Annotated in this window: 16 protein-coding genes and 1 pseudogene; 13 read left to right on the top strand and 4 right to left on the bottom strand. The window is 71.5% G+C overall.

Annotated elements, in window-relative coordinates; all coding sequences use genetic code 11:
• Positions 1 to 193 precede the first annotated feature (193 nt).
• From MUY22_RS43540 to MUY22_RS43525, 4 genes and pseudogenes are all read left to right on the top strand, one after another.
• Positions 194 to 1,246 (top strand): discoidin domain-containing protein, encoded by a 1,053-nt coding sequence (locus MUY22_RS43540; RefSeq protein WP_247053427.1) that lies wholly within the window; start codon positions 194 to 196, stop codon positions 1,244 to 1,246.
• Positions 1,247 to 1,277: 31 nt separating this feature from the next.
• A complete protein-coding gene (locus tag MUY22_RS43535; protein WP_247053425.1) occupies positions 1,278 to 2,534 on the top strand; it encodes a hypothetical protein in 1,257 nt (418 codons plus the stop codon).
• A 925-nt stretch (positions 2,535 to 3,459) separates the two neighbouring features.
• A pseudogene (locus MUY22_RS43530) lies at positions 3,460 to 3,588 on the top strand (alcohol dehydrogenase catalytic domain-containing protein); the annotation flags it as partial.
• 211 nt (positions 3,589 to 3,799) lie between these two features.
• The gene (locus MUY22_RS43525; protein ID WP_247053423.1) at positions 3,800 to 4,357 is read left to right on the top strand and encodes a zinc-binding dehydrogenase; all 558 of its coding nucleotides are present in this window, start codon (positions 3,800 to 3,802) and stop codon (positions 4,355 to 4,357) included.
• A gap of 690 nt (positions 4,358 to 5,047) precedes the next feature.
• On the opposite strand, the gene MUY22_RS43520 is transcribed toward MUY22_RS43525, so the two are convergent.
• Entirely contained in the window at positions 5,048 to 5,683 is a 636-nt protein-coding gene (locus MUY22_RS43520) for a TetR/AcrR family transcriptional regulator (RefSeq protein ID WP_247053421.1), read from the bottom strand.
• An 83-nt stretch (positions 5,684 to 5,766) separates the two neighbouring features.
• Here MUY22_RS43520 and MUY22_RS43515 point away from each other — a divergent pair, with 83 nt between their 5' ends.
• The 4 genes from MUY22_RS43515 (at position 5,767) to MUY22_RS43500 (ending at position 9,823) form a co-directional block, all read left to right on the top strand.
• On the top strand, positions 5,767 to 6,612 hold the full coding sequence (locus MUY22_RS43515) for an NmrA family NAD(P)-binding protein (RefSeq protein WP_247053419.1): 846 nt from the start codon (positions 5,767 to 5,769) through the stop codon (positions 6,610 to 6,612).
• Positions 6,609 to 7,478, top strand: coding sequence for an SDR family oxidoreductase (locus MUY22_RS43510; protein WP_247053417.1), 870 nt, complete (start codon positions 6,609 to 6,611; stop codon positions 7,476 to 7,478). The genes MUY22_RS43515 and MUY22_RS43510 overlap by 4 nt, the downstream gene beginning before the upstream one ends.
• Positions 7,479 to 7,506: 28 nt before the next feature.
• Positions 7,507 to 8,028: a cupin domain-containing protein gene (locus tag MUY22_RS43505; RefSeq protein WP_247053415.1), complete on the top strand. Its 522-nt coding sequence runs from the start codon at positions 7,507 to 7,509 to the stop codon at positions 8,026 to 8,028.
• 547 nt (positions 8,029 to 8,575) lie between these two features.
• Positions 8,576 to 9,823 carry an MFS transporter gene (locus tag MUY22_RS43500; RefSeq protein ID WP_247053413.1) on the top strand — a complete coding sequence of 416 codons (1,248 nt, stop codon included), beginning with the start codon at positions 8,576 to 8,578 and terminating at the stop codon, positions 9,821 to 9,823.
• Here MUY22_RS43500 and MUY22_RS43495 read toward each other — a convergent pair.
• From MUY22_RS43495 to MUY22_RS43485, 3 genes are read right to left on the bottom strand one after another with little or no spacing between them, the layout of a single operon-like run.
• Complete coding sequence (locus MUY22_RS43495) at positions 9,743 to 10,405, bottom strand: TetR/AcrR family transcriptional regulator (protein ID WP_247053410.1); 663 nt, start codon at positions 10,403 to 10,405, stop codon at positions 9,743 to 9,745. The genes MUY22_RS43500 and MUY22_RS43495 overlap by 81 nt on opposite strands.
• Before the next feature lie 14 nt (positions 10,406 to 10,419).
• Entirely contained in the window at positions 10,420 to 11,178 is a 759-nt protein-coding gene (locus MUY22_RS43490) for a DeoR/GlpR family DNA-binding transcription regulator (protein ID WP_247053408.1), read from the bottom strand.
• Positions 11,175 to 12,257: a LacI family DNA-binding transcriptional regulator gene (locus MUY22_RS43485; RefSeq protein ID WP_247053406.1), complete on the bottom strand. Its 1,083-nt coding sequence runs from the start codon at positions 12,255 to 12,257 to the stop codon at positions 11,175 to 11,177. Before MUY22_RS43485 ends, MUY22_RS43490 begins: the two co-directional genes overlap by 4 nt.
• Positions 12,258 to 12,383: 126 nt before the next feature.
• Between MUY22_RS43485 and MUY22_RS43480 the strand changes: the two genes are divergently transcribed.
• From MUY22_RS43480 to MUY22_RS43460, 5 genes are all read left to right on the top strand, one after another.
• Positions 12,384 to 13,409, top strand: a complete 1,026-nt coding sequence (locus tag MUY22_RS43480) for a glycoside hydrolase family 3 N-terminal domain-containing protein (RefSeq protein ID WP_247053404.1) — start codon at positions 12,384 to 12,386, stop codon at positions 13,407 to 13,409.
• Positions 13,394 to 14,983 (top strand): PucR family transcriptional regulator, encoded by a 1,590-nt coding sequence (locus tag MUY22_RS43475; protein WP_247053402.1) that lies wholly within the window; start codon positions 13,394 to 13,396, stop codon positions 14,981 to 14,983. The genes MUY22_RS43480 and MUY22_RS43475 overlap by 16 nt, the downstream gene beginning before the upstream one ends.
• Before the next feature lie 126 nt (positions 14,984 to 15,109).
• Positions 15,110 to 16,435, top strand: a complete 1,326-nt coding sequence (gene hisD, locus MUY22_RS43470; protein ID WP_247053399.1) for a histidinol dehydrogenase — start codon at positions 15,110 to 15,112, stop codon at positions 16,433 to 16,435.
• Positions 16,436 to 16,536: 101 nt separating this feature from the next.
• Positions 16,537 to 18,126, top strand: a complete 1,590-nt coding sequence (locus tag MUY22_RS43465) for an APC family permease (protein WP_247053397.1) — start codon at positions 16,537 to 16,539, stop codon at positions 18,124 to 18,126.
• Complete coding sequence (locus MUY22_RS43460) at positions 18,123 to 18,791, top strand: ThuA domain-containing protein (protein WP_247053395.1); 669 nt, start codon at positions 18,123 to 18,125, stop codon at positions 18,789 to 18,791. Before MUY22_RS43465 ends, MUY22_RS43460 begins: the two co-directional genes overlap by 4 nt.
• Positions 18,792 to 18,802: the final 11 nt, after the last annotated feature.

Below are 18,802 nucleotides of genomic sequence, written 5' to 3'. Positions count from 1 at the left end.
ACCGGTCGCGGCGTCGGCCGGTGCTGGTGCCGCGCCGGGCGCGGTGTCGGTCGGTGTTAGTGCCGCGTCAGGCGCTGGTGCCGTGCCGCCGCCACCGCCCGGCAGGGCTGCGGTCGGCGCGGCGTCGGCCGGTGCCGGCGCCGCGTCGGGCACTGGTGCCGCGCCACCGCCACCGCCCGGTGCTGCCGCGCCGGTGCCCGCTGCCGCCGCCGCGTCGTCCGGTGCGTCCGGCCCGGCCGCGCCTCCCGCTCCGCCGCGTTCCGCCGCGGCGGCAGCGACACCGCCGCCCGCGACGGGGGCGCCGGTCGCCGTTGTCGTGTCGGCGGAGGGGGCCGAGCGGGCCGCTCTGGTCGCCGCGCTGGCACAGCCCGTGGTGGGTCGGGCGCTGGCCGCCGAGCAGGAACCGCCCGAGCTGCTGCCGCAGCCCGTGCAGATCAAGACCCGGGCCATCGTCAAGTCCAAACCGACACGACGGCTGGAACTCGGGGACCTGGTCTGCGGGGTCTGCGGCGAGGGCAACGTGCCGAGCCGGCACTTCTGCAGCAGGTGCGGCGAGTCCCTGGACCGGGCCGCGGTGGTCCGGCCCGTCTGGTGGCGGCGGCTGCTCGCGAAGCTGAAGCGGCGTCCGAAGGCTTACCAGATCGGCACCCGGCCCGGGCAGAAGGGCACCGGTGGACATCGCAAGTGGCTGACGTACTCGGCGTTCCGCAAGGTGCGCGTGGTGTTCGGCATCGCGTTGCTGCTGCTCGGGCTGGGGTACGCGTTCTACCCGCCGATGCGCAACACCGTGGTGGACAACATCTCCGCGCTCTACCGCAAGGTGACTCCGCAGCTGGAACCGGTGCACCCGGTGACCGTGACCTCGACGACGATGATCACCGGGCACCCGCCCGGGGCGGCCGCCGACACCTACACCGACACCTACTGGGCCACGCCGTGGGACTCGCGCAAGCACCCGCGGATCACCTTCACCTTCGGGGAGACCCGGTTGCTGCGCAACATCATCCTCTACTCCGGGGCCCACGACGCCTTCGTGGCGGACGCGCGGCCGTCGATCCTCAAGGTGACGCTGTCCAACGGCGTCACGGAAAACCTGCTGCCGCAGGACGTGGCGGGCCAGCAGACGCTGTCGATGAAGAACACCACGCTGGTCAACTCGGCGACGATCGAGGTGGCGGAGATCTTCGACGGGCAGAGCAGCCAGAACGTCGCGATGTCGGAGATCGAGTTCTTCGCGCTGCAGTGAGCGCGGCAACCACGGACGGGAGGAGGCGGGCATGGGAGTCGGCGCGGTGCTGCGGGTCGCGGCGGTGACCGTCGATCCGGGCAGTGACGCGCGGTGCCACGTGCTGATCCGCAACAACGGCGCGGTGGTGGACCAGTTCCGCTTCGCCGTGCTCGGCGAGGCGCACGACTGGACGGCGGTGAAGCCCGAGCGGGCCAACCTGATGCCCGCCCAGGAGGTCACCGTCGAGCTGACGTTCTCGCCGCCGCGCGGGCACGAGGTGCTGACGGGTGAGTACCCGTTCGCGGTGCAGGTCGCTTCCCGCGAGGACCCCGGCGGCTCGGTGGTCCAGGAGGGCCTGGTCACCGTCACCGAGTACGCCGAGCTCAGCGCGGAGCTCGTGCCGGTCAACTCCTCGGGCGCCCGCAAGGGAAAGCACACACTGGCGGTGGACAACCTCGGCAACGTCGAGCACTCCATCGACGTGCGCGCCGCCGACCCCGACGACAAGCTCACCTTCACCGGCCGGCCGAAGGTGCCGGTGCTGCGGCCGGGCACGACCACGTTCGTGAAGCTGCGTGCCCGTCCGCGCAAGTACTTCTGGCGCGGCGCGGACCGGGCGTGGCCGTTCACCGTGACCGTGCTGTCCGAGCTGACCGACCCGATCGACCTGAACGCGACGTTCCAGCAGCGGCCGATGCTGCCACGCCGGACGTTCCTCATCTTCTCGCTGCTGATCATGGCGCTCATGGTGATCGCGCTGCTGCTGTCCACGCTGCTGCGCGCGGCCCCCAAGACGATGGCCGGCCCATCGCCGTCGATTCCGCCGACGTCGTCCTCGGCGTCCACGTCGGTTTCGTCCACCGGCGCGACGAGTTCCGCCTCGTCGTCGGCGCCGTCGATCACGCCGGCGGCCCCGACCCCGACGGCCGCGGGCGTGGGAGGCCAGCCGCCACCGGTGCGGCTGACCCCCGCCGCCACGAGCACGCGGCTCACCGTCACCGGCACGGCCTACCCGGGGGTGTCCGGGCCGCAGCTGTTCTCCTACGTCGTCCCGAACGGCCGGACCTACCGCCTGATCACCTTGGAGCTGGCCAACCCCGGTGGCGACCAGGGTTCGGCGCGGATCAGCCTCGACAGCACGCAGCTCGCCGCCTACGACCTGGCGACGGTCCGCCAGACCTCACGCGCGCTGACGGGTCCGGTGACGGCGACCGGCGGACAGGTGATCACGATGGCGGTGACGTGCACGAACGCGGACCGGCCCTGCACCCCGACCACGACGATCACGGCCCAGCCGATCACCTGAACCGGCGAAGCTGCCCGTCAGCCGTTCTTCGCTGTTTCGGACAGGTCCCTCGGGCTTTCCGTCGGGCGTGGTCCGGCATTCCGCATCGCTGTCCCGCCGATCCGGGGTCAGCGCGCGGTAAGTTCGGCCCACACCGTTTTGCCGACGTCGTGCGGCTGTTGTCCCCAGACGACAGCGCACGAGGCGACCAGTGCCAGTCCCCGTCCGCCGGCTTCCGACGGGGTACGCGGGAAAGCTCGCTCCGGGCATGAATCGTCGACCTCGATCCGTAAGACGACCTCCGCCGGCGCGTTCCGCAGAACCATCCGGGCCCACCGGTGGACCAGGGTCAGCTCGGCCCGGTTGTGGGCACCGCGTACGGCGTCATTCGTAGACGATGTAGGAGGGAGCTGGGGCGAGAGCCAGCACCTCTGACGGTGTCATCAGGGTGGAACCGTTGTGGGTGTCTTCGTCGAGGAAGAGCTTGAACCGGGTGCGTACCTGATCGGGCAGCCTGCTGGTCAGCGTGCGTCACGTCGCGCGCTTGGTCGCGGCCGAGCCGATGCCGTCGACCACCTTGATCGCCGAGACTCCGCGGGGAGTGTGAGGTCCTGTTCGATGCGGATGACCGAGGTTGTCACCCTGCCCACTCGGGGTTGAGGGCCACGCATTTCCCGTACGCGCGCGCTTCCGTCAGGAAGTCGGCCCGGCCGGGCTGGATGTTGAGCAGCAGGCAGCCGGCGGGCGGTCTCGAGGTAGGCGCGTACTGTTTCGTCCGCGCACCGGCTGCGGTACGTGCCGTCGGCACCGGGTGATCGGCGCGCGGTCGTGGCGATCACCTCGACCACCGGGACCACCGGTCGCTCCAGTGGATAGCCGCTGATCGTTTCGCGGAGTCGAGCGCGACATTCCCGAGCCCTGTCCGGGCGAAGTTCAGGTCCGCCTGATGCGTTCCGGAGTCAATCCCACCGATTGGCGATTCCGAATCCGGCCGCTGCCGTTCGATGAGGTGACGCCGGGGCAAGACGGTGCCGGAGTCGTCGACGCGGTGGGCCCGGACGTGGCCGAATTTTCGGTCGGCGAGCGGGTCTGGCTGATTCTCGCCCAGCACGGGGAAGCCTTTCGGCACGGCAGCCGAGTATGTGGTGCAACCGATCAGCCACGTCGTTCCTCTACCCGATGGAGTGAGTTTCGACGTCGGTGCCTCCATCGGGGTCCCGGCCCTGACTGCGCATCGTGCTCTGACGGTGCACGATCGCGGCCCTTCGCGTCTGGGGCCTGGCGCGATGACCGGACTGACGGTCCTGGTGCAGGGCGGTGCGGGCGCGGTCGGCAACGCCGCAGTCCAGTTGGCGCGCTGGTCGGGCGCAACCGTCGTCACAACAGTGAGTTCCGCAACGAAGGAGTCGTTGGCAAAGGCCGCTGGTGCTCACCACGTGATCGACTATCGGCAAGGCGACGCCGAGAGCGCGGTACGCGCGGCCGCGCCCGACGGCGTGGACTTGGTGGTGGAGGTCGCGCCAGCCCAGAACAACGCACTGGACCTTGCTGTCGTGAAAACCGGCGGAACCGTATCGATCTACGCCAAGCACGGGGGCGACGAATACACGGTGCCCATTTTGGACACCTATTTCAAGAACCTCCGATATCAGTACCTCGTCTTGTGCTCCCTGCACGCCGAGGCGGTGGCGCGGGCGGCGAGTGACGTGACGGCGGCCATCGCCACTGGTGGCTTCCGCATCGGTGAGTCTGGGCTTCCGATCCACCACTTTCCTCTCGTAGAAGCTGCGGTGGCGCAGGACGCGGTCGAACGGGGAGCGGTTGGCAAAGTCCTTTGGACATAGCGGAGAAATAGTTGCGACGCGCGGGAGAACCCGCCGGTGAATTGCAGCATGATGGTGAGCTTTTCGGCGTGAGGGACGTGGCCGGCGGTGTGCAGGGCGACGCAGTCGCTCGTGGCCGGACATCACCATGACCCCGGCCCGTGCGGCTTCATCGCTTTTGGACTTCGCCGGCACGAAGGTGGCGAACTCGGCGGTCGTGTCGAGGCACCGCGTTTCGAACCACGACGTCAGTTCGCCGGCGACCCGGCCCGCTCACCATCTCGTGAGGAAGCTGGGCGTTGCGCAAGCGCGGTACGAGGTCCTCAACGAGACCGATGGGGCAGAGGTCGCCGCGGCGGTGGTCGCCTGGATGCGTGGGCACGAGCCGCCGCGCTCATGACGACGTCGTCGTTCGGGGCTGCCGCACCGCCCGGCGGAAACGGCGTCGGTGGTGGCGAGCCTGTTCGACGGGTTTCTTGGCCTCGACCGGGCAGTGGCCGGCGTTGTCGCGTGCTCGTGAGGTGAGGTTCGCAGTGGCGGACGCGCTGTCGCCGGGCTGAACACGGAAGTCGGGACGTTGGAGGTGGTCTTCGGCGCTTGACCACGCGAGCAGTTCGAAGCCATCGGGTGGTGCGGCTGCGGCATCGTGGCCGAAGCCGATCCGGGCGGTGGCCGGGATCCTTGGCCGGACCGGCGCGGGCCGGTCTCCCGTCACGTTGTCGCCGGTGGCCGCGGCGTGGTGAACCAGTGGTCGAGTTCGTCGAGGACGTTTTCGATCATCGGGTACAGCGCGTCGGCGATCGCCTCCTGGCACTGCCCTTCGACGGTGCGCCGGCCGGCCTCGACGATGATGATCCGGAACACCCCGGCCAGCGCGATCCCCTGCAGCTCGGCGACTTCCGATGAGGCGGTACCGGTGTCGGTGATGGCTTCGGCGAGCGCGGCGGCCTGGCGGTCGGTCAGTTCCAGGGCCAGCCGGTGGACGGCCGGGCTGATGGCCGCGAGGTGACCGAGCTCTCCCCGCCAGAGCTCCGCCGGGATGCGCCGGATCCCGGCGACGGACTCGAGGACGAAGCCGCGGACGGCGGCCGCCGGGCTCGTGCCGGCCGGCCGGTCGCGGACGAGGTCGCACAGCCGCTGCCGGATCTGCTCCTCCCGGTCGGTGACCAGCTGTTCCTTGGTCCGGAAGTAGTTGTAGACGGTCTGCTCGGCGACTTCGGCTTCGCGCGCCACGTCGCTGACCGACACGTGCTCGTAACCGTGCTCGGCGAACAGCCGGGCCGCCGTGTCGGCGATGAGCCTGCGGGTACGCGCTTTCTTGCGCTCGCGAAGTCCGGGACTCGTCATCGCCACAGCCTAGCAGCGGCGCTCCAAGATTAGAGCGAGTACTATCTTTGGGGTTAACTCCAAAATTAAACCAAGGAGACAGTGTGACGGTATTGATCACGACCGCGGGCAAGGTGGGCTCGGAAGCGGCGCGGCTGCTGGCCGAGCGGGGAGAACGGGTCCGGGTCCTGGTCCGCGACCCCGGGAAGGCTGCCGCACTGGCAGACGCAGGCGTGGAGGTGGTCGCCGGTGACCTCGGCGTTCCGGAGACAGTCGATGCGGCGATGCGCGGGGTCTCGTCGGTGGTGCTGGTCAGCCCGGCGGTCCCCGAGCAGGAGCTGGGCGTGATCAGGAGCGCGGTCCGGGCGGGCGCCGGGCACGTGGTGAAGGTGACCAGCAAGGCGTCGGCGGATTCGCCGATCGCCCGGCGACGCGGTCAAGCGGAGATCGAGGACGGGCTGATCGCGTCCGGACTGAGCTACACCCTGCTGCGCAACAACGCCTACATGCAGAACTTCTTCATGTCGGCTCCGTCGATCGTGAAGGAGAGCAGCTTCGGGTCGGCGGCCGGCGAGGGCCGTCTCGGGATGATCGACGCGCGGGATGTCGCCGCCGTCGCCGCGGAGATCGCGGTCACTCCGGCTGGGCACGCGGGCAAGACGTACTGGCCGACCGGGCCCGAGTCGATCTCGTTCGCCGACGCCGCGGTGGTCCTCTCGAAGGTGCTCGGGCGGCCGATCGCGTTCGAGCCGCTGACGGTCGAGGAACAGACACGGGCGCTGGTCGAGGTCGGCTTGCCGGCGGGACTGGCGGCGATGAACGCGCAAGCGGTGGGGTTGTTCGCCGAGGGCGACTGCGACTACCTCACCGACGACGTGCCGTCGATCCTCGGCCGGCCGGCGCGCGGCTTCGAGAAGTTCGTCACCGATCACATCGAGGTGTTCTCGTGAAGCTCCCTGTCCGGACCTACGCGGTCACCGGCGCTTCGGGGCAGCTGGGCCGCCTCGCCGTCCTGGAACTGGTGCACCGCGGGGTGCCCGCCTCTGACCTCGTCGCGGTCGTGCGCACGCCGGGCAAGGCCGCCGACCTCGCCGAGCGCGGGGTGCAGGTGCGCGAAGCGGACTACTCTTGCCCGCGGTCCCTGGCCGTCGCGCTGGCCGGCGTCGACCGGCTGCTGCTCGTCTCCAGCAGCGAGCCGGGCCGGCGGGTCGCCCACCACACCAACGTCATCGACGCGGCCAGGTCGGCGGGGACTTCACGCATCGTCTACACGAGCATGCTCAACGCCGACGACACGACCAACCCGCTGGCGGGAGAGCACCAGGACACCGAGCGAGTGCTGCGCGAGGCTGGCGTCCCGTTCACGCTCCTGCGCAACGGCTGGTACACCGAGAACTACACCGGTCAGCTGGACGAGTACCTGCGGCGCGGCGAGATCCTCGGCGCGGCAGGCGCCGGCCGGATCTCCGCGGCGACACGTCAGGACTACGCCGCCGCCGCGGTGACGGCGTTGCTGCAGGACGAGCCGGGCGACCGGAGCTACGAACTCGGTGGGTCGGCCTTCGACCTCGCCGAGTTGGCCCGGGTCACCAGCCAGGTCACCGGCACCTCGGTGGTCTACCGCGACCTGCCGGTCGAGGAGTACACGTCCTCGCTGCGCCAAGCGGGCCTGAACCAGGGGAGCGCCGAGTTCGTCGCGGCCCTGGACGCCTCCGTCGCGCACGGCGACCTGGCAACCGGCAGTCAGGATCTCGCGCGACTGCTGGGCCGTCCTGCGACGCCACTGGCCGAGGCCGTCCGCGCCGCAGTCCGCTGATACCCCACTTCACCTTCGAGGAGCCACGATGCCATCGCCCAACCCCGTCACCACGTTCCCGGCCCGGGACGCTTTTGTTGCCAGCAAGGACGATGCGCCCGCGTACTGGTTCTACGACACGCTGTGGGTGATCCTGGCCGACGTCCACCGGACCGGTGGCTCGTTCTCGGTCATCGAACAGTGGATGCGGGCCGGGGTCGGGCCGCCGCTGCACGTCCACAACGTCGACGAATGGTTCTTCGTGTTCAGCGGCTCGATGGACATGCAGGTCGGCGCGCGCAAGCTCACCGCCACGGCGGGAGACTCGATCTGGATCCCGCGCGGCACCGACCACGGGTTCACCACTACCCGGGAAACGCATGTACTCAACGGTTACGCGCCCGGTGGCGTCGAGCAGATCATCGCTGGGATCGGGAAGCCCGCGGAGCGCCGGGAGCTGCCGCCGAAGGATCTGGAGCTGCCCAACCCGGACGCGTTCGGCCGGTTGCTCGACAACTACTGGTCTTCGCTGAGCACCAACACCTGGGCGCGGACCGCGCCCCAACGCTGAGACCGTGCGAGCTTCGGCGAGGTGAGAGCTTTGTCGAGCAGGCGGCGCAGGGTCAGGCCGAAGCGGGTCTGGGGGTAGGCGAAGGGCGCGATCCACAGTTCACCGCAGCCGCGAGAGCGCCGATCGCGGGCGGTGACCCTCCGACCGCTGCCGCCGCGGCGGCCAGTCAGCGCCTCGGCCACACGAGGCAGCGCTGAGCGAAGCGGAAGTGTTGCGGTGGCCGGCCGGTCGGGGGGCGTGTCGCCCGGCCACCGCAACATCAAGCAAGAGGTGCCGGGCGCCGGGAATGACGTCTGGCGGCGGAGACCACTGGACCGGGTGAACGGCACCGTTGCCGCCGGGGCGCCGTCCGGCGGTGAGGCACCAGCGCGTGTGCCATGAGCTGCTGGGCAGCCCGCCCGGCAACCTGCCGGGGGTTCCGCCAGTGGCACGGTTGTTCTGCGACGACGCGTTCGAGAACCGGCTTCTTCGGCGCGGGCGGCCCGCTGATGGGTCCGGCTGGCCCAAGATTCTTCCATTGGAAGAATCTTGAGGGTAGGTTCGCGGAATGAGCGGACAACCTCCCGGTGCGCGGAGCGGAGCGGGTCTCGATCCCGGAACCGGACAGCCCGGGCAGACGGCGTTGCGGCTGGTGTGGTCCACCCCGCTGTACCTCCGGTCGACGGTGGCGTTGTTCCTGTCCGGGCTGGGGTTCTCCGCCGCGGCCCCGCAGATCGCGTCGTTCCTGGTCGGCGAGCTGCACGCGTCGCTGACGGTCGCGGGTCTCTACTACCTGACCAACCTCACCGCGCCGGTGGCGGGTTATCTGGTGGGGGCCCGCTCCGACCGCACCGGTTCGCGGCTGGGGTTGTTCCGGCTGTGCGCGGTCGTCGGGTTCGCCGGGTGGACGGCGATCGCTCTCGCGCCGCGGTTGTGGGTGCCGTTCGTGGTGAGCGCGGTCGTGCTCGGCTTCGCCGGTGCCGCGACGTCGCAGCTGTTCGCGGCCATCCACGACCAGGCGGCGCTGCGTCCGAGCCCGGCCAACGACGGGGTCGTGGCGATCGTGCGGATGGCGCTCACCGCGGGCTGGGTCGTGGGGCCGGTGGCGGGGTCGTTCCTGGCGGCCGTGGCCGGCTCCCGTGTGATGCTGTTCGCGACGGCGGTCGCGACCCTGGCGCAGCTGGTGCCGTTGGGCGCGCTGCGCGATCCGGGCGTACTCAACGCCGCCGCGGCAGCGGGTAAGCCGCGCTCGGTCAGGCCCGGCGTCCGCGCGATGCTGCCGTTGCTCGCCTTCACGGCGCTCTACATCTGCGTCTACGCCGGTGAGTCGGTCAAATACGCGTTCCTGCCGATCTACATGAACGACCGGCTGGGGTTCAGCCCGGCGCTCAGCGGCGCGATCATCGGTATCCAGCCGTTGGTGGAGCTGGTGCTCATGCCCGTCGCGGTGGTCGTCGCCCGTCGGACGGGTGAGGTGCGGCTGATGGTGCTGGCCGCCGGGTTCGGGGTCGGTGCGAACCTCTGCTTCGCGTTGACCGGTACCGCGGCCGGGTTGTTCGCCGGGCAGGTCCTGATGGGCGGGGTCTGGGGGGTGTTCGCGACCTTGGGGATCATCGTCGCGCAGCGGCTGTTGCCGCGGGCGGTGGCGACGGCCTCGGCGATCTTCCTGAGTTCGACCGCGCTCAGCTCCGCGCTGGGCGGGCTGGCCGGCGGGCTGGGCGCGGCCTGGATCGGGCTACCGCTGGTGTTCCTGGTTCCCGCCGGGTTCGCGCTGGCCGCCGTGCTCGGTCTCGCCGTCCTGGCGCGGGCGCGCTGAGCCGAGCACCAGCCGTTCCAGCAGGCTCAGCACGCGGTGCACGTCGACCGCCTCCGGGTCGAGCAGCCACTGCACCTGCAGCCCGTCGGAGGCGGCGACCAGCAGGGCCGCCGCGTCGTCGGCGTCCACGTCGGTGCTCTGTCCCTCGCGCACCATGTCGGCGAGTTCTGCTCGTACCCGCCGGAACCGCTGCCAGACGAAGTCCCGTACCGCCGGGTGGCGGTCGGGTTGCAGGGCGTCGGTCGTCAAGGTCGCGTACAGCTCGACCAGGCCCGGGACTTCGCGGTTGCGCAACGCGCTGCGTTTCAGCACCGCGGTCGCCGAGTCGCCGTCTTCCTCGTCCTCGGCGGCCTCGTGGGCCTGGTAGACGGCGATCAGCAGGTCGTCGCGGGACGGGAAGTAGTACCGCAGCGCGGCGTGGGAAACCCCGATCGCTTCACCGATCGAGCGCAGCGAGGTGTCGACGCCGTGCTGGGCGAACAGCTCGATCGCCTTCGCCAGGACCTGCTCACGCCGCTCTTCGGCCTTGCGGTAGGACCGTGCTCGCCCAGGCTGGTCTCCGGCACCGTCCTCGTCGCCCATGCCCGCCATGGTAGTTAGGGGCACTGCTCCACGTGGACGCCGGCGGCGAGCAGGGCGTCTCGCTCGGCTTGCGGCGCCGAGGTGTCGGTGACGACGGCGTCGAGCGCGTCCGGCGGGCAGACCCGGACCAGGGCGGTGCGGCCCCACTTGGTGCCGTCGACGGCGAGGATCGCGCGGCCCGCGACCGCCAGCGCCTGCCGCTTCATCTCGCCGTCGGCGAGGTCGGGCGTGGTGATCCCGGTGCCGGTGCTGAACGCGGGCGCGCCGAGCACCGCCACGTCGAACCGGAGTGACCGCACGGAAACCAGGGCGAGCGGCCCGGCCAGCGCGAGCTCCTGACGCGACGGCTGCCCGCCGGGCAGGAGCACCTCGGCCTGGGTGCCGTCCAGGAGCGCGAGCGCCGCGTGCAGGGAAAGCGGCATCACCGTGACCGGGCGGTCGCGCAGGTGCCGGGCGACCGCCAGGGCTGTCGTGCCGCGGTCGAGGACGACGGTCTCGCCGTCGGCGATCATCGAGGCGACCGTGGCGCCGATGGCCTCCTTGGCTTCGGCGGCCGTGGTGAGCCGGGCGTCGAACGACTCCGCCTCGGCCCGGCGGAGCAGGACCGCGCCACCGTGGACGCGGCGCAGCACCCCCTGCGCGGCCAGGACGTCCAGATCGCGGCGGATGGTCATCTCGGACACCGTGGTCACGGCGACCAGTTCGGCGACCGTGACCGTGCCGGTGCCGCGTAGCTGTTCGACGATGGTTTTCCGGCGGTCGTCGTTTCTCATCGCGTCACCCTCGGTGCGCCGGACGTGCGGCGGCGCACGAGTTCGGTCGGCAGGTACACGTCGTCCGGCTTCGGATCGCCACGCAGCAACCCGAAGAGGAGCTCGGCGGCGATCCGTCCCTTGTGGACCATCGGCTGCCGGATGGTGGTCAGGCCGCGGGGAGCGGCTTCGGGAGCGTCGTCGAACCCGACGACCGACAGGTCTTCGGGCACCCGCAGCCCGCGGTCGCGCGCCGCTTCCAGCACGGCGATCGCCATCGTGTCCGAAGTGGCCACGACCGCGGTCACCTCGGTGCCGGTGAGGAGATCGTGTGCCGCCGGGACACCCGCGGCGAGGTCGAACCCGCCGGCCTCCACCACGGGGACCTGCTCGAAGTCCAGGCCGGCGGCCTCGCAGGCCTCCTGGTAGCCGGCGATCCGCTCCCGCACGACGCGTTCGGCGCACCGGGCGCGCCGCCGCGCGTCGACGAGCCCGTGGAAACCGTCCGGCAGCAGACGTTCCGCGATGATCCCGAAGCGCCGGTGTCCCAGCCCGAGCAGGTGCTCGACCTGCTCGCGCGCGGCCTCCCGGTCGGCGATGCCGACGAGCGGCACGCCCGGCAGGTGCGGGGCGTCGATGATGATCATCGGGATACCCCGCGACTGGAGGGTCAGCAACGCCGAGTGGTCGTCGGGCAGGCAGTGCACGATCACGCCGTCGACCAGGCCCCGCAGCGCGGCCTGGTCACCGCTTCGTGGTTCGCCGACGGCCGCCGGCACGCCGCGGTGGGGGAGCGGCAGCAGGGTGAGGGCCAGGTCGTCGAAGCGCCGCGTCTGCACGATCCCCTCGAGCAGGCACCGGGTGGACGGGTCGGTGAAGGCGTATTCGAGGGTGTCCATCAGCATCACGCCGATCGCACCGCTGCGGCCGGAGCGGAGGCTGGCGCCGACGGCGTTCGGCCCGGCGTAGCCGAGCTGGGCGGCGATCTCCATGATGGCCTGCCGCTGGGCCGCGGAGAGCTTCTCCGGCCGGTTGTAGGCGTAGGACACCGCGGCCTGCGACACCCCGGCGGCCCGGGCGACGTCCTTCATCGTGACCATCGGCGAAGTCTCCTCGATCGGGTCCGCCGTGGCGACGACGGCTTGACAGCGTCGATCGGACGCGTACCCTCTGTGCAAAGTTAATCGTATCACTAACTACGCTGCGGAGTCGATAGGAGGTCGAATGTGACCGAGTTCGAGCGTGACGCGTACGCCGTCCTGCTGCCGGTCGCCGGCGAACTGAAGGTGGATCCGTGGCTTCGTGACCTGGTGCGACGGGGCACGCAGGCGGTCCTGATCGGGGAGACCCGCGCCGAGTACGTCGCCCGGGCGATGTCCCCGGAACGGCGGGCCGGGGAGTCGGCCGGGGATTTCACGGCGTTCGTCGCCGAACTGGCCGACACCGCCGCCGCCCCGCTCCTGTTCGCGGTGGACCAGGAGCCGTGGGGGATCGCCCGGCTGCACGACCTGGTGCCCGCCTTCCCGGACGCCGGCTCGCTGCGGGGACTGCCCGCCGAGGAGATCGCCGCGGCCGCGGCGGCCGTCGCGACCGCCGCCCGCGCGCTGGGGGTGACCGTGTTCCTCTCGCCGGTGCTCGACGTGCTGTCGGGGGAGAACCCGTGGCTCGCCGGCCGGACGCTGCCCTTCGACCACGAAGAGGTCGGTCGCGTCGGCGCCGCGTTCGTCACGGGAGTCCAGAGCGCCGGGGTGCTCGCGGTGGCGAAGCACTTCCCCGGCCACCCGGAACTCGCCCTCGATCCCGCGGTGCACGACACCGCGCTGGACGTGTCCCGCCCGGCCGACCTGGAGCCCTTCCGCCGGGTGGTGTCGGCCGGGGTGCGCGCGGTGATGACCGGGCCGGTGGTGGTGCCGGCGATCGATCCCGCCGAGCCCGCGTCGACCTCGGCCGAGATCATGCGGCTGCTGCGCCACGACCTCGGGTTCGACGGGCTCGTCGTCAGCGACGACCTGGACACGCCCAGCACGACCAGGGGGCGTTCGCTGCCCGAGACCGTCATGGCGGCGCTCGACGCGGGAGTGGATCTGCTCCTGCTCCCCGGCGGCCCGGAACTCGCCGGGCTGGCCGGCCGCATCGCCGGCCGGGCGAGCACCGATGAGCCGTTCGCGACCCGCTTGGCCGAGGCCGCGGCCCGGGTCCGGCACGCGGCCACGACGTTCGACCGGGGAAGTGCCGGATGGGCGATGTCCTGACCGTCCGCGCGGCCCTCGACCTCGAGGTGTTCCGCCGGACCGAGGTGTCGGTCCTCGCCGGCGAAGACCGGCTCGACCGGCCCGTGCGCTGGGTCCACACCGGCGAGATCCCGGACATCCACCGGTTCCTCTCCGGCCAGGAGATGCTGCTGACGGCCGGGCTCGGCATGGGCGGCACCGCCGACCTCCAGCGGGCGTTCGTCCGGAGGCTCGCCGACGCGCACGCGGCCGTCCTCGTCGTCGAACTGGCCGGCCGGATGTTCGCCACCATGCCGGAAGCCGTGATCGACGAGGCCAGGGCCGTCGGGCTGCCCCTCGTCGGGTTGCGCGACGAGATCCCGTTCGCCGAGGCCTCGGCGCAGATCCACGAAGTGCTGGTGGAGCTCCGGGTGAGCCGGCTCATCGCCGAGGAGGCGACCGGGCAGGCCTTTATGGACCTGCTGCTGGCCGACGAAGACTACGTCGCGATGGTCAAGGAAGTCGCCCGCCGCACCGGCCACCCGGTCGTGCTCGAGGACGTGTCCCACCGGATGCTCGCCTACGCGGGCGCCACCGGCGAGGCGGACTACGTCGTCGCGGACTGGGGTGTGCATTCGCGGGCGATCCACGAGCGGCACCAGCCCGTCCTGCGCGAAGGACGCGGGGGGCCGACGGCCCGGGCCGGCTCGTTCCGCCACGTCGCCGCGTGCGCCCGGCGCCCGGTCGTCCTGCGCGGGGAGTCCTGGGGCTGGCTGCACCTGCTGCACGGCCCGGACCAGCCGCGCCCGGCTGACCTCGCGGCGCTGGAGCGGGCCGCGGCGGCCGTGGCGATCACCCTGCTGAGCGAACGGGAGAGCGGAGCGCGCGCGGCCCAGCGGCACGGCGCCCTGCTCAACCGGCTGCAGCTCGGCGACATCCCGGGCGAGAAGTTCGTCGAGCGCGCCCTGGCGCTGGGCCAGGACCTCCGGCACCGCGACCTGATCGTCGTGGTCGCCGGGCGGACGACCGAGGCCGACCTCGGGTTCGTCCTGCGGGAGCAGGGATACCCCGCGGTCGTCGGCGATCTCGGGGACCTCGACCTGGCGGTGGCCGGGCTGCCCCGCGGCGCGGGTGACGCCGAGCTGCTCGCGCGGCTGACGAAACACGGCTTGCCGGGCGGGGTCAGCCGGATCGTCGCCCCGGCCGCACTGCCCAGCGCGATCCGCCAGAGCCGCAGCGCCGCGTCGGCGGCCACCGCCGGACGCGCCGGGCGGCTGCTGCGGTTCGACGACCTCGGTGCCCTCCGGCTCCTGGTGGCGCTGGCGGAAGGCCCGGAACTGGCGCGGTACGTCGAGGACGAGCTCGGCCCGTTGCTGGAGCACGACGCGCTCACCTCGAACCCGTTGCTGCCCACGCTGCGTGTCTTCCTCCGGTGCGGGGGCAACAAGGCACGCGCGGCGGAGGCGCTCTTCGTGCAGCGCCGGACCCTCTACCACCGGCTGGACCGGCTCTCGGCCGTGCTCGGGTTCGATCTCGCGGACGTCGAGGTGCAGCAACGCCTCCAGCTCGCCGTCCGCGGCCACGACCTGCTCGACCGGCCGGTCCACCGGCGCTGAACCCGGCGCGGTGTGTGCAAGCCGGGGCGCCTCCGTTGCACGGCTTGTGTCTGCCGGCCGGAGCACGCCTTCCCCAGAATTCACGGTCAAGCCCACCGGGATTCTCGTATCGGCAAGGAGTGCGGAGTGTCCACATCGTCCATGATCGTGAAGAAGCCCGTGGCGCCCGCGGCGACGCGCACCAGCAGCCCGGAGATCGTCGACACGGTCGCCGGCATCATCGCGGACGTCCGGGCGAACGGGGACGCCGCGGTGCGGCGCTGGTCGGAGAAGTTCGACGCGTGGAGCCCGGAGTCCTTCCGGCTCGGCCCGGACGAGATCGCCGCCATCGTGGCCTCGGTGCCGGAGACCGTGCTCGACGACCTGCGGTTCGTGCAGCGCCAGGTGCGCGGGTTCGCCCAGGCCCAGCGGGACTCGCTCACCGACTTCGAGGTCGAGACCCTGCCCGGGGTTTTCCTGGGGCAGCGCAACATCCCGATCAGCGCCGCCGGGGCGTACGTCCCGGGTGGACGGTACCCGCTGACCGCGTCGGCGCACATGACCGTGGTGACCGCCAAGGTCGCCGGGGTCGGCCGGGTCGCCGCCACCACGCCGCCGGACCGCGGCACGCCGCCGCCCGTCAGCGTGGCGGCCATGCACCTGGCCGGCGCGGACGAGATCTTCGTCCTGGGCGGGGTGCAGGCGGTCGCCGCGCTGGCGCTGGGCACCGAGAGCGTCGCCGCGGTCGACATGCTCGCCGGGCCGGGCAACGCCTACGTCGCCGAAGCCAAGCGGCAGCTCTTCGGCGAGGTCGGCATCGACCTGTTCGCCGGCCCCACCGAGGTCCTCATCGTCGCCGACGACACCGCCGACCCGTTCACCGTGGCCACGGACCTGCTGTCGCAGGCCGAGCACGGACCCGATTCCCCGGCGGTGCTGATCACGACGTCGGCGGAGGTGGCGCGCCGCACGATCTCCTACGTCGAGGAGCTGCTCGTCGAGCTGCCGACCCGCGACGTGGCCGGCCGCGCCTGGCGCGACCGGGGCGAGGTGCTCGTCGTCCCGGACATCACCGCGGCCTACGAGCTCGCCGACGAGTACGCGAGCGAGCACGTCCAGGTGCTCACCGCCGAGCCGCGGCTCGCCCTGGACCGCATGCGCAACTACGGCGCCCTCTTCCTGGGCGAGAAGACCTGCGTCGCCTACGGGGACAAGGTGATCGGGACGAACCACGTGCTGCCCACCCTGGGCGCGGCCCGCTACACCGGCGGGCTCTGGGTCGGCAAGTACCTCAAGACCGTCACCTACCAGGAGATCCAGGACGCCCGCTCCAGCGTGGAGCTGGGCGAGATCTGCGGCCGGGCCTCGCGCCTGGAGAACTTCGAGGGACACGCCCGCTCCGGCGACGTCCGCACCGCCCGCTTCGGCACGGCCCGGCTCGGCTGGACCGACCACACCTTCGGTCGCGCCTGATCGTCACGGCCTCGGGGCCCGCCCGCTCCCACCGGCGAACCCGGTCCGGGCGCCCCGGAATCCCCCCCCGAGCAGTACCGCCTCGACCACTGGAGGTCGTCATGGCAGCACCAGAGAAAGCGAGAGGTGCCACGGCCCGGCCGCCGGCACCCACCACCGGTCCCGCCTCGTCCGCGGAGGACGCGGAGCTCCTCGCCGCGCTGGGTTACGAGCAGCGCTTCGACCGCAAAGTCAGCCTGTGGGGCAACTTCGCCCTGGGCTTCGTCTACCTTTCGCCGCTCGTCGGCGTGGTTTCCCTGTTCGCGATCGGCCTGTCGTCGGCGGGACCGCCCTCCATCTTCTGGATCCTGATCATCGGCGTCGGCCAGCTGCTCGTCGCCCTGGTCTTCGGTGAGGTGGTCTCGCAGTTCCCGCTCGCGGGCGGGCTCTACCAGTGGTCGCGCCGGCTGTGGAACGGCCGCTACGCCTGGTTCACCGCTTGGACCTACATCTCCTGCATCACCATCGGCATCACGAGCACCGCGCTGTTCAGCTCGGACTTCGTGGCCAGCCTCTTCGGCGGCACCGCGGCCCACCCGGGCGTCAGCTCGACGCCCGGGGAGCGCCTGGTCATCGCGCTCGCCGTGACGGTGGTGTGCTTGGTGTGCAACAGTTTCGGCACCCGGGTCCTGGCCCTGATCTCGAAGATCGGCCTGGCCGCCGAGCTCGTCGGCATCGTCCTGGTCGGCATCTACCTGCTGGTGTTCCAGCGCCACAACCCCGTCTCCGTCTTCTTCGACGGGATGGGCACCAGCCACGCCGGCGGTTACTTCGGGGCGTTCATGGCCGCCTCGCTCGTCGGCCTGTTCCTCTACTACGGGTTCGAGGCGTGCGGCGAGGTCGCCGAAGAGGTTCCGAACCCGGCGCGCAGCATCCCGCGTGCCATGCAGCTGACCGTGGTCGTCGGCGGGCTCGCCGCGATCCTGGCCTTCGCCGGCTACGCGCTCGCCGCTCCCGACCTGACCGCCATCGTGTCCGGTTCGGACACCAACCCGATCCCGGCCATCCTGCAGGCCTCGATCGGCACCGTGGGCACGAAGCTCATCCTGGTGGTCACCCTGACGTCGTTCATCGCCGGGGTGATGAGCCAGCAGGCCGCGGCGAGCCGGATCGTCTTCTCCTTCGCCCGCGACGACATGTTCCCCGGCTCCCGGGTGTTCTCCCAGGTCTCCCCGCGCCACCGGGTCCCGGTCAACGCCCTGCTCGCCGTGAACATCGTGCCGGTGCTCATCTTCGTGTTCGTCTACTTCTCCCCGGACTCGCTGGTGCGGATCGCCGCGTTCCAGGTGCTCGCGGGCTACGCGGCCTTCCAGCTGGTCGTGCTGGCCGCGTTGCGGATGCGCCTGCGCGGCTGGCGGCCGGCCGGGGCCTGGTCGCTCGGCCGTTCCGGGCTGGTCGTCAACGTCGCGGCCCTGGTCTACGGCGTGCTCGCGATGGTGCTGCTCGCCGCCCCCACCGGCGACGCCGGCACGCCGTTCGTCGACCGGTGGATCGCGCTGATCGGGTTTCTCGTGGTCTCGGCGGTCGGGCTGGTCTACCTGCTGGTCGCCAAGCCGGAGCGCAAGTCCACCGCGCCCGAGGGCGACGCGCTCGAAGTCGCCGCCCGGCTGCGGGCGCGCGCCGCCACCGCAACGGAAGGAATCGGCTCATGACTCGCGTGCTCTACCTCTACGGCGGCTGGCCCGGCCACAAGCCCTACCAGGTCGCCCGTGAGTGGGCCCGGCCGCTCTTCGCGGACCTCGGGTTCGACGTCGACGAGACCAACGACGTCTTCGCCCTCGACGCCGACCTCACCGGCTACGACCTGATCGCGCTCAACTGGAACAACGCCCTGCTGTCGGAAGGGTTGTCGGCGGCCCAGGAGGACAGCCTGCTCGGCGCGGCGGAGGCCGGCACCGGGATCGCCGCGTGGCACGGCGCGGCCGCCGCGTTCCGCACGAGCATCAAGTACCACTGGCTGCTCGGCGGCAGCTTCCTCGAACACCCGGCGGGGGAGGGCGTGAAGCACCCCTACGAGGTGTCCATAGTGGACCGTCAGCACGAGATCACCGCCGGGGTGGCGGATTTCCGCGTCGCCTCCGAGCAGTACTACATGTCCGTCGACCCGAACAACCACGTGCTGGCCGAGACCACCTTCTCCGCCCAGCACGTGCCCTGGATCGAGGGGAACCGGATCCCGCAGGCGTGGACCAGGACGTGGGGCCGGGGCCGGGTGTTCTACAGCGCCGTCGGCCACGACCTCGACGACCTGCACCACCCCGACGTCACCCGGCTGTGCGCCCAGGGCTTCGCCTGGGCCGCCCGGGACGCGAAATAACCAGCAGCAGA

It is taken from the genome of Amycolatopsis sp. WQ 127309, assembly GCF_023023025.1.
GTDB lineage: Bacteria > Actinomycetota > Actinomycetes > Mycobacteriales > Pseudonocardiaceae > Amycolatopsis.
The sequence above is the reverse complement of the archived record's forward strand: the minus strand, read 5'-3'. Positions and strand labels throughout refer to the sequence as shown.